This window comes from Chrysiogenia bacterium, from assembly GCA_020434085.1.
Lineage (GTDB): Bacteria > JAGRBM01 > JAGRBM01 > JAGRBM01 > JAGRBM01 > JAGRBM01.
The window spans coordinates 1-2,220 of sequence record JAGRBM010000592.1 but is presented as its reverse complement, the minus strand read 5'-3'; the positions used below and the strand labels follow the sequence as shown (position 1 = coordinate 2,220).

Annotated in this window: 2 protein-coding genes; both read left to right on the top strand. The window is 63.4% G+C overall.

Annotation, left to right across the window (positions count from 1 at the left end; genetic code table 11):
* The first annotated feature begins 363 nt into the window (after positions 1–363).
* Complete coding sequence (locus KDH09_19345; GenBank protein ID MCB0221862.1) at positions 364–1,530, top strand: LL-diaminopimelate aminotransferase; 1,167 nt, start codon at positions 364–366, stop codon at positions 1,528–1,530.
* Between the two features lie 204 nt (positions 1,531–1,734).
* On the top strand, positions 1,735–2,220 hold a 486-nt coding region (gene folK / locus KDH09_19340), incomplete at its 3' end, for a 2-amino-4-hydroxy-6-hydroxymethyldihydropteridine diphosphokinase (protein ID MCB0221861.1).

Below are 2,220 nucleotides of genomic sequence, written 5' to 3'. Positions count from 1 at the left end.
TTCGTTGTCTGCCATGTCTAGAAGGCCTCCAATGGTTGGTGGACTTGGTCTGGGCTTTAGATGCCGGGAAGAGGCAAAACGAATGAGCCTTCATTCATTTCGGCCCACCACGAGGGGCCCCTACCAAACGCGGGCTGTCTTTATCACGGCAACTGCCGGGCGGCAAACGTGGTTTGGGGGCGCTCGCTGACGTCCGGGTCAGTCCCTGCCCCACCCGGCAGGGCGCTTGCACCGGCGCGCTTCTCTGGGTATAGCCGTGCAACCGGCGCGCGCGTCCAATTCGTGCCGGAGACACCATTTTGAGAGATTCTGGAGCGCGATCTCCGCCAGTACGGCGGCCCCGCGCTCCCCGGGGGAGAGACCATGGGATTCGAAAAAGCCGACCGCATCAAGAGCCTGCCGCCCTACCTGTTTGCCGGCATCGACAAGAAGAAGAAGGAAGTCGCCGCCCGCGGCATCGACATCATCAGCATGGGGATCGGGGATCCCGACCAGCCCACGCCCGACTTCATCATCGAGGCCCTCTACAAGGCGGCCAAGGACCCTAAAAATCATCAGTATCCCGACTACGACGGCATGCCGGAGTTCCGTGCGGCCGCGGCCGAGTTCATGAAGAAGCGCTTTGGCTGCGATCTCGATTCCGACAAGGAAGTCATCACGCTCATCGGTTCCAAGGAAGGCATCGCGCATTTCCCGCTGGCCTTCATCAATCCCGGCGATACCGTGATTATTCCCCAGCCCTGCTACCCGGTGCCGGCCACGGCTGTCGCATTTGCAGGCGGCGTCGTGCACAAGGTTCCCATGAGCGAGGAATCGGGCTGGATGCCGGTATTGAAGGACATCCCCGACGACCTGGCCGACAAGGCGAAGGCGATTTTCCTCAACTACCCGAGCAACCCGACCAGCGCCTGCGCCACGCGCGAGTTCTACGAAGAGCTCATCGCCTGGGCACGCAAGCACAACGTCATCGTCGTGACCGACTGCGCCTACTCGGAGATCTATTTCGACGAGAACGACAAGCCGCTCTCGATTCTCGAGATCGACGGCGCCATGGACGTGGCCATCGAGTTCCACTCGCTCTCGAAGACTTTCAACATGACCGGCTGGCGCATCGCATGGGCCGCCGGCAACGAAACGCTCGTGCAGGGCCTGGGACAGGTGAAGACGAACACCGACTCGGGCGCGTTCAACGCGATTCAGCTTGCGGGCATCGAAGCGCTCAAGAGCGATTTTTCCACGGTGGAGCAGATGCGCAAGATCTACCTCGAGCGCCGCGAGGCGGTGCTCAAGGGTCTCGACGACATGGGCATCGAATACCTGCTGCCCAAGGCGGGATTCTTCGTGTGGGCCAAGTGCCCCAAAGGCATGAGCTCTGCCGACTTCGTCGCCACCGTGCTGGAGACCGGCGTGGTGTGCACCCCGGGCAACGGCTTTGGCGACGCGGGCGAGGGCTACTTCCGCCTGGCACTCACCGTCCCGGTCGCACGCATCAACGAAGCCATGGCGCGCATGAAGAAGGCACTGGGCTGAGCCCTCGCAACAACGCATTCACAGGGGCGGGGGCAACCTCGCCCCTTTTTAATTGAGCGCGTCTTCGACCCCTGTCATTCTGAGCCCTTCGAGAGAGCTCAGGGCAGGCTCCGCGAAGAATCGGTTGGAGCCGCCTTGGACGCGATTCTTCGGGCTGCGCTGCACCCCTCAGAATGACAGCCAGCAAGTGAGTATTGAGGAAGCATGCCGCGGGCCTACATCGGATACGGAAGCAACCTGGGGCGCAGGCGCGCCACCATCGAGCGCGCGCTGCTGCTCGTGCATGCGCTGCCCGCAACCGGCGTGCTCGCCCAGAGCCGCTACTACCGCACCGACCCATGGGCCATGGCGCCGGGAACGCCTGCGTTTTTAAACGGCTGCGCCGAGATCGAGACGACGCTCTCGCCCGAAGTGCTGCTCTGTCACCTGCACCAGATCGAGCGCCGACTGGGACGCTTCGCGCTGCGCGGTCCCCATGGCGAATACCTGAGCCGCACGATCGACCTCGACATTCTGCTCTACGAGGGATGCGTCCAGCCCGGCGGCACGCCTGCCCTGCCCCACCCGGAAATCGCCGCGCGCCGCTTCGTGCTCGAACCCCTGTGCGAGCTTGCACCGGCGCTCACGCACCCGGTGCTGAACAAAACCGTTCGGGAGTTGCTGGAAGAATGCCCGGACCCCGGGCGCGTG

Bases quoted from the DNA above. Each gene is read 5' to 3' on its own strand.
- KDH09_19345 (MCB0221862.1), top strand. From the start codon at position 364: ATGGGATTCGAAAAAGCCGACCGCATCAAGAGCCTGCCGCCCTACCTG.